Origin of the sequence: Candidatus Villigracilis affinis (assembly GCF_016705895.1) — a bacterium.
Classification (GTDB): Bacteria; Chloroflexota; Anaerolineae; order Anaerolineales; family Villigracilaceae; genus Villigracilis; species Villigracilis affinis.
In genome coordinates, this window is the sequence record NZ_JADJKT010000040.1 from 294045 (window position 1) to 300044 (window position 6000).

Sequence of the window (6000 nt, forward strand, 5' to 3'; positions counted from 1 at the left end):
CCTTTGGACACCCTCCCAAATACGACATTGAAATTTGAGAAGGGACTTAATATGCGCAGGTCGTATTTGGAGAGGGACTTGGCTTCGAGTTTTTCTGCTTCCAGGCAGCGTCCACGCCCACCTCAGCCACGATCCACGGGCGGAAATCGTTGGGTGCTATACTTAAAACACTTCTATGCACATAACAATTCTTGCTCTTGGTTCGCGCGGTGATGTTCAACCCTATGCCACACTCGGCAATGGGTTGAAGTCTGCGGGACATCAAGTTCGTTTTATTACATTTGAAAGTTTTGCCTCTCTTGTTGCCGAAAACAAACTGGATTTTCACCCCATTCAAGGAAACGCCCAAGCATTAGTCGCAAACGGAGGGGCGGATATGCTTGGGCTTATACGGTCTTTTGGTTCTCTTGCAGAGGGCTATGCCCGCGATTTGTCGCACCTCATTTGGGTGAAACTGACCTTATTAATCAATTACCAGCGGGTCTATATGGTTTTGACCTCGCAGAAAAATATGGTGTACCCATGGCACAGGCGGCTGTAATTCCATTGGCTCGCACCCGGGCGTTTCCGCTCCATGGGATTTCCCAAACTTCCCTGCCAGGCTACAACAAAGCAACTTACCATCTAGGCGAACAGATGGCGTGGCAAATGTTTCGCACTGTAATTAATCGTTGGCGTAAACAAACCCTCAATCTATCTCCACTACCCATGGCAGGCTACTTTGGACAATTAGGAACACAACGGATTCCAATCGTAAACGGGTTTAGTCCGCATGTGGTTCCGCGCCCAGCCGATTGGAATGAGCATATCCGCGTGACTGGCTATTGGTTTCCAAAAGACACGCATTGGCAACCACCAGATGATTTATCGGCGTTTATTGAAGCAGGCAGCCCGCCTGTGTTCATCGGTTTCGGAAGCATGCCGATCAAAGATCCGCAGCGAACCACGAATATCATTCTCGAAGCCCTAAAGCAAACTGGGCAGCGCGGAATTTTACATATGGGCTGGGGCGGTCTTGGAAATCAATCTCTACCTGAAAATGTCTTCAAAATTGATTATGCCCCTTACGATTGGCTTTTTCCGCGAATGGCCATGGTGATACATCATGGCGGTTCAGGCACAACTGCCTTTGGTCTTCGCTCTGGAATATCATCCTGCGTTGTGTCGTTTGTATTTGACCAGCACTATTGGGGGGAGCGTATTGCTGATTTAGGAGCAGGACCAAAACCGATTCGATATAAGGAACTGACTGCGGAGCGTCTACAGGAAGCCATTCGTTCTGGTATTGGCAACCCTCAAATACAACAAAAGGCCGCCGAACTTGGGCAAAAGATTCGCACAGAAAATGGAATTGAAAATGCTTTGAGTATATTTGAAAAAATGCTGTCCACTGGTGGACAATACAAACGCGCCTAACAAAGCGGACACTGGATTCTTCGACAAACTCAGGGCGGGCTGCTTGGGGGGACTGCCATTTCGACCTTTTCTGCCAATCCACGGCACAAACCAAAGGCTGTATCACTGCCCAAACATCTTTCTATAAATAAAGAGGTTCGTATAAAACGCTCCGAGAAGAATCTTTGCATTGCGTATGCAGTAATCGCTGTGGTTGCACTGATCGCAACTCAAGTAAACAACATTGCGTTTTTCCTCCAACCGCGAAATGAAAATATGATGGTGTATGGCATCAATGCACTTTACGCAAATCCAATCACGGCATCGTTTACAAACGACATTTTATTATATGCGCTTGCGGGTTGTATATTTATGGCTGTTGAAGCACGAAAACTTGGAATACGTCATGTTTGGGTCTATATCCTGCTTTCGTTCCTTGTCGCAGTAAGTGTAATGTTTCCCCTCTTTCTGATCGCACGGCAATATAAGATTTCACAGCAACACGAATAGCTGTTGACTTCCTTTTCTTTTAATAACAAAAAAGTGATTGCAACAGGCGGTCAGGGGCATATAACAATTCTAAAAGACTGGCTGAAAATGGATCAGCGCAGAGAGTATGTCGATGTTATTTCATATCTTTAAATATTGAGTAAACATGACCTGGTCTTTTTGAAAATCATTTTCGGGGGCATTTCTTGAAAAAGCCTGAAGTTCGTGCAATAATTCAATAGGTTCCGCGGCATTTCTCTGCCCGTCACCCACTCGAAACAACCTGAGCGGGGAGCCTGACCTTGCCATATTTTCGAAACCTGTTTGATGAGGATGGAGGCGTATCATGTCCGTGATCACCATTTCCAGAGAATTCGGCAGCGAAGGCGATGCCATCGTCCGCAAGATAGCCAGTTCTGGACTATCATTTTGTGGATCAAAATTTATCGGTACCATTCTCAGCCAGTATGGGTATGTGGAATTCGACAAAGAGTTTTCGACCCTGCCCACGTTTTGGGAGAGATTCGATGCCCAGCGGGAAAACAACGTGATGTCATGGCGAACATGCTCGATCAGGTGATACAAGCCGTCGCGCATCACGGCCATGTGGTGATCCTCGGGCGAAGCGGATTCGAAGTACTCGGCGGATTTGCGGATGTCATCCATGTGCGTTTGCAAGCCCCTTTCCCTGTGCGGGTTGGGCGCGTCATGGAACAGCAGGGACTATCATTCGAAGAGGCGGAAACAGCGGTGAAAAAAAGTGACAAAACAAGAGTAGCCTTCGTCGAAGAATTTTACAAAGTGCCTTGGGATTCGATTCATGCCTTCGATGTGGTCTTGAACACAGGCAAGATCTCACCCGATCTGGCGGCGAATTGGCTGGTTGATATTGCGAAAGTCCCAGTCAGCAGCTTCGAGATCGACAAGCCCACCACCGACTCCATTGTGGTTGACCGCATTTTGGCAGAGACTGTTTCCGAAGTCTTGAACTGTGATCATACTCACAGATAGACATCAATTTGAAATTTGCTCATAAAAGACGGACGAAAATACTCGCCCGTCTTTTATGTTAAACTTATCCAACACTATCCAGTTTTCACATGGAAAGACATTCGAAATTTCCAAGCGCACGAAGCCTGCAAGTTGCTGGAATCTATTCGATAAGAACTTAATGCGAACGGGATAAATGGAGAAGCATGCAAACATTTACAAACACCACGGATGGCGTTAAACGAATCTGGGATGTCGACAGGTTGTGGGAAATAGCAGGCAAACTGCCCATTAAAGATGTGCCCTTGGAAAGCATATCAAATCTGGATGAAGTTTCCTGGTTTGGAACCACTCCCGATGAATCCCCCACATGCCGCAAAGTGGCCGATCACGCAAAACGAATTTACGAAGCCAATTTCGATCACCCGGTGATTTTGTCCTCTGCGGGCTGGGTAATGGATGGCATGCATCGTGTTTGTAAAGCTTATTTATTGGGCTGGAGCACGATAAAGGCAGTGCAGTTCAGCCTGGATCCTGAACCCAACGAGATTATTTATAGCCGGGAATAATCGAAGAAAACGATGATGTCCTATCCCCTGAATTGATACAACAACACCCCAGCAGCCACAGCGAGATTTAAAGAGCTGACCCGTCCCTTCATGGGCAGGGAGACGGTCACATCACAGGCCGAGGATTGTTCCCTGGTAAGTCCTTTTTGCTCATTGCCCAACATCAAGATCCACGGGACTTGAGGGACAAAGGTGTTGTAATCCACATCTGCTTTGGCAGATGTGCCGATGAGCTGGTGTTTTCCCTTGTGCGACCATTCGATAAATTCATTGAAGGGAGCTTGAACGATCGGCTTCCAGAACAACGTCCCCATGCTGGCGCGGACAACGGTGGGATGATACAGCTCCACGCCGCCTTCGAGCAGGAAAAGCACATCCGCATTGACCGCGTCCATGGTTCGCAGGATGGTGCCGACATTGCCCGGGTCCTGCGGAGAAACGAGCGCGACGGCACGGGAAAATATTTTTATCTCAGATAGCTGCGTGTGGCGCGAGTGGACCAGAGCAATGATGCCCTGCGGGTTTTCCTTATCAGCCAGCGATTCCATCACAGAAACAGAGACAGGCTGCGGCGTGGTCTTGAGGCGGGAGATCAATTCACGCGCAAAGGAGCTGGTCAACACGTCTGGCGCGAACAGGACGGATTCGATTTTCCAATCCGCTTCGATAGCTTCGCCGACATGATGAATGCCTTCCACGAGGAAGAGACCCGTTTCAGTGCGGGTTTTCTTTTGGCGCAATGCGCGCGCATGTTTGACAGGCGGATTAGCGAGGCTGGTGATCAAATCCATGCGCCGATTGGGTCCGAAAACAACCGCCGAACGATGACATCATTCGGCGGTTGTTTTTTGATTTAATCGATTAAGGCGCGACAACGGTCAACTTGCCGACCATGCCCGCAATGAAATGCCCTTCCGTGCCGCACACAACCTGATATTCGCCTGGCTCGGTGGGCGCAGTGAATGTTGCGGTGACGGTCTTACCGGGCTCCGCCTCAACTTCCCAATAGATATTGCCTTCATCTTCGTCGCCAAAATCGTCGCCGATGGTTTGTCCGAAATTCATGATGACGAATTCATGAATTACCGCTCCATTATTGACGGCGGTGATGGTAATTTCCTGCCCGGCGGGGATAACAAATTCAGGTGGGGTGAAGGTAAATTCCACCATGTCCACTTTAAGGTTGGTGGATGGCCTGTTCCCACCACAAGCGGTTATTATGAACATACACACAAGCATGATCGTACTGAAAATTTTTCTCATATCGAATCTCCTTTTCTGGTATTTAGGATAAAGTTAGTTTACTTATTTTTCGAATCTTTTTCAATGGGCAGTTTTACCAAATCTTTCACCATGGCTGGGCGGGCAAAACTGCAATGATAGAGGGTAGTTTATAATTACCAAATGAAATTCTGCGATGGCTAGGCGCTGTTCGCAATGTTGTTGAACGCCTGCCAGTCAACCACTTCATCCATCACAATCATTGACGGCGGCCGGGTGCAAACATGTTGCATCCGGATCTACGGTGCCTCTGGTTTTGCTCACGCAAAACGGCATTACTCCACAACAAGCAGACCGCGTTTTGGTCAACGGCGTTTCGTTTCCCATGGATCAGCCGCCCGCCGTGGATCCCATCCAGTTGCAGCGCCGTGCGGTGGAACTGACCCCAACCACGCCACTGGGAACGCAAAACCTTCAAACTTCTGCGCCTACGGTGGGGCAGGCGTTGACCGAGGCGGGTTACGTCCTTGGGGCGGCAGATTTGATCGACCCGCCTGCTGAGACCTCATCATAACCTCATTGAATGTGGCCTTCACACCCGCGTGACCTGACTGTTCAAATTGGAGCGGACGTTGTGAACATCCGCTCTGCCGCAAGGACAGTGGGCGGAGCACTCGCCGAAGCTGGGATGCCACTCATCGGTTTGGATACCAGTTTTCCGCTTGAGAGCGAAGCGTTGCCCATTGATGGTCAGATCCGCGTGGTACGCGTTCAAGAGATCATCAGTGTGGCGCTCGAGCCAATCCCATTTGAAACGCAAAAGATCAGTTCAATTGATGTGCCGCTCGGGCAGGAGGAATTCGATCCACGGGGTCAGTAATGCTACGGGATGAACCGTACGCGATCCGATATGAAGACGGCAGAAGTAAGCCGCCAATTGGAGGGGGAGATCGTTGCACCGTGAACCGCAGCCGCGATTGTGCAGCGGCGAACATGACTCGATCTCTCTCCTTTGCCCCGGGTTTCCAGGCGAATACTGGACCGTCTGTTGGAACGTACGCAACGGTGTACTCCGCCATGCGAATCTGGGACGGGCAGTTGTTCTTATGGCACAGCCAGTGGAGCACGGGCAGGCTACGGCATCGTAGCGGTGGGATTATTCGATCTACAGCCATCCCGCTGGCATGCGGGTGTATATCCCCGGCGGATACGGTACAGCCACCATCGGCGATACAGGCGGCGGCCCGATCATCGAAACGCTGCTCGGTGTGCCGCGCACAAAAATGGATCGACCTCGGATCTGATGACGGTGCGATCCGGATATGACAGGCTGGGT

General features: G+C 49.8%; 10 protein-coding genes. 8 read left to right on the forward strand and 2 right to left on the reverse strand.

The window, feature by feature from the left end:
• The first annotated feature begins 175 nt into the window (after positions 1 to 175).
• From IPI86_RS24080 to IPI86_RS24105, 6 genes are all read left to right on the forward strand, one after another.
• The gene (locus IPI86_RS24080) at positions 176 to 541 is read left to right on the forward strand and encodes a glycosyltransferase (protein ID WP_345300579.1); all 366 of its coding nucleotides are present in this window, start codon (positions 176 to 178) and stop codon (positions 539 to 541) included.
• Positions 523 to 1416, forward strand: coding sequence for a glycosyltransferase (locus IPI86_RS24085; protein WP_345300580.1), 894 nt, complete (start codon positions 523 to 525; stop codon positions 1414 to 1416). Before IPI86_RS24080 ends, IPI86_RS24085 begins: the two co-directional genes overlap by 19 nt.
• 183 nt (positions 1417 to 1599) lie before the next feature.
• Positions 1600 to 1905, forward strand: coding sequence for a DUF2834 domain-containing protein (locus IPI86_RS24090; RefSeq protein WP_345300592.1), 306 nt, complete (start codon positions 1600 to 1602; stop codon positions 1903 to 1905).
• A gap of 325 nt (positions 1906 to 2230) precedes the next feature.
• Positions 2231 to 2464, forward strand: coding sequence for a hypothetical protein (locus IPI86_RS24095; RefSeq protein WP_345300581.1), 234 nt, complete (start codon positions 2231 to 2233; stop codon positions 2462 to 2464).
• Positions 2440 to 2895, forward strand: a complete 456-nt coding sequence (locus tag IPI86_RS24100; protein ID WP_345300582.1) for a cytidylate kinase family protein — start codon at positions 2440 to 2442, stop codon at positions 2893 to 2895. The genes IPI86_RS24095 and IPI86_RS24100 overlap by 25 nt, the downstream gene beginning before the upstream one ends.
• 185 nt (positions 2896 to 3080) lie before the next feature.
• Complete coding sequence (locus tag IPI86_RS24105) at positions 3081 to 3443, forward strand: chromosome partitioning protein ParB (RefSeq protein WP_345300583.1); 363 nt, start codon at positions 3081 to 3083, stop codon at positions 3441 to 3443.
• A 20-nt stretch (positions 3444 to 3463) separates the two neighbouring features.
• Here the strand turns inward: IPI86_RS24105 and IPI86_RS24110 are convergent, their stop codons facing one another.
• Both IPI86_RS24110 and IPI86_RS24115 read right to left on the reverse strand, forming a co-directional pair.
• Positions 3464 to 4234, reverse strand: coding sequence for an RNA methyltransferase (locus IPI86_RS24110; RefSeq protein ID WP_345300584.1), 771 nt, complete (start codon positions 4232 to 4234; stop codon positions 3464 to 3466).
• A gap of 70 nt (positions 4235 to 4304) precedes the next feature.
• Positions 4305 to 4706 carry a cupredoxin domain-containing protein gene (locus tag IPI86_RS24115; protein WP_345300585.1) on the reverse strand — a complete coding sequence of 134 codons (402 nt, stop codon included), beginning with the start codon at positions 4704 to 4706 and terminating at the stop codon, positions 4305 to 4307.
• A gap of 262 nt (positions 4707 to 4968) precedes the next feature.
• On the opposite strand from IPI86_RS24115, the gene IPI86_RS24120 reads away from it, so the two are divergent.
• Positions 4969 to 5238 (forward strand): ubiquitin-like domain-containing protein, encoded by a 270-nt coding sequence (locus IPI86_RS24120; RefSeq protein WP_345300586.1) that lies wholly within the window; start codon positions 4969 to 4971, stop codon positions 5236 to 5238.
• Between the two features lie 60 nt (positions 5239 to 5298).
• On the forward strand, positions 5299 to 5544 hold the full coding sequence (locus tag IPI86_RS24125; protein WP_345300587.1) for a hypothetical protein: 246 nt from the start codon (positions 5299 to 5301) through the stop codon (positions 5542 to 5544).
• Positions 5545 to 6000 lie beyond the last annotated feature (456 nt).

What these genes read in the sequence shown, in the direction of transcription:
- IPI86_RS24080 (WP_345300579.1), top strand. Translation starts at nt 176, where the DNA reads ATGCACATAACAATTCTTGCTCTTGGTTCGCGCGGTGATGTTCAACCC.
- IPI86_RS24085 (WP_345300580.1), top strand. Translation starts at nt 523, where the DNA reads ATGGCACAGGCGGCTGTAATTCCATTGGCTCGCACCCGGGCGTTTCCG.
- IPI86_RS24095 (WP_345300581.1), top strand. Translation starts at nt 2,231, where the DNA reads ATGTCCGTGATCACCATTTCCAGAGAATTCGGCAGCGAAGGCGATGCC.
- IPI86_RS24100 (WP_345300582.1), top strand. Translation starts at nt 2,440, where the DNA reads ATGGCGAACATGCTCGATCAGGTGATACAAGCCGTCGCGCATCACGGC.
- IPI86_RS24105 (WP_345300583.1), top strand. Translation starts at nt 3,081, where the DNA reads ATGCAAACATTTACAAACACCACGGATGGCGTTAAACGAATCTGGGAT.
- IPI86_RS24110 (WP_345300584.1), bottom strand. Translation starts at nt 4,234, where the DNA reads ATGGATTTGATCACCAGCCTCGCTAATCCGCCTGTCAAACATGCGCGC.
- IPI86_RS24115 (WP_345300585.1), bottom strand. Translation starts at nt 4,706, where the DNA reads ATGAGAAAAATTTTCAGTACGATCATGCTTGTGTGTATGTTCATAATA.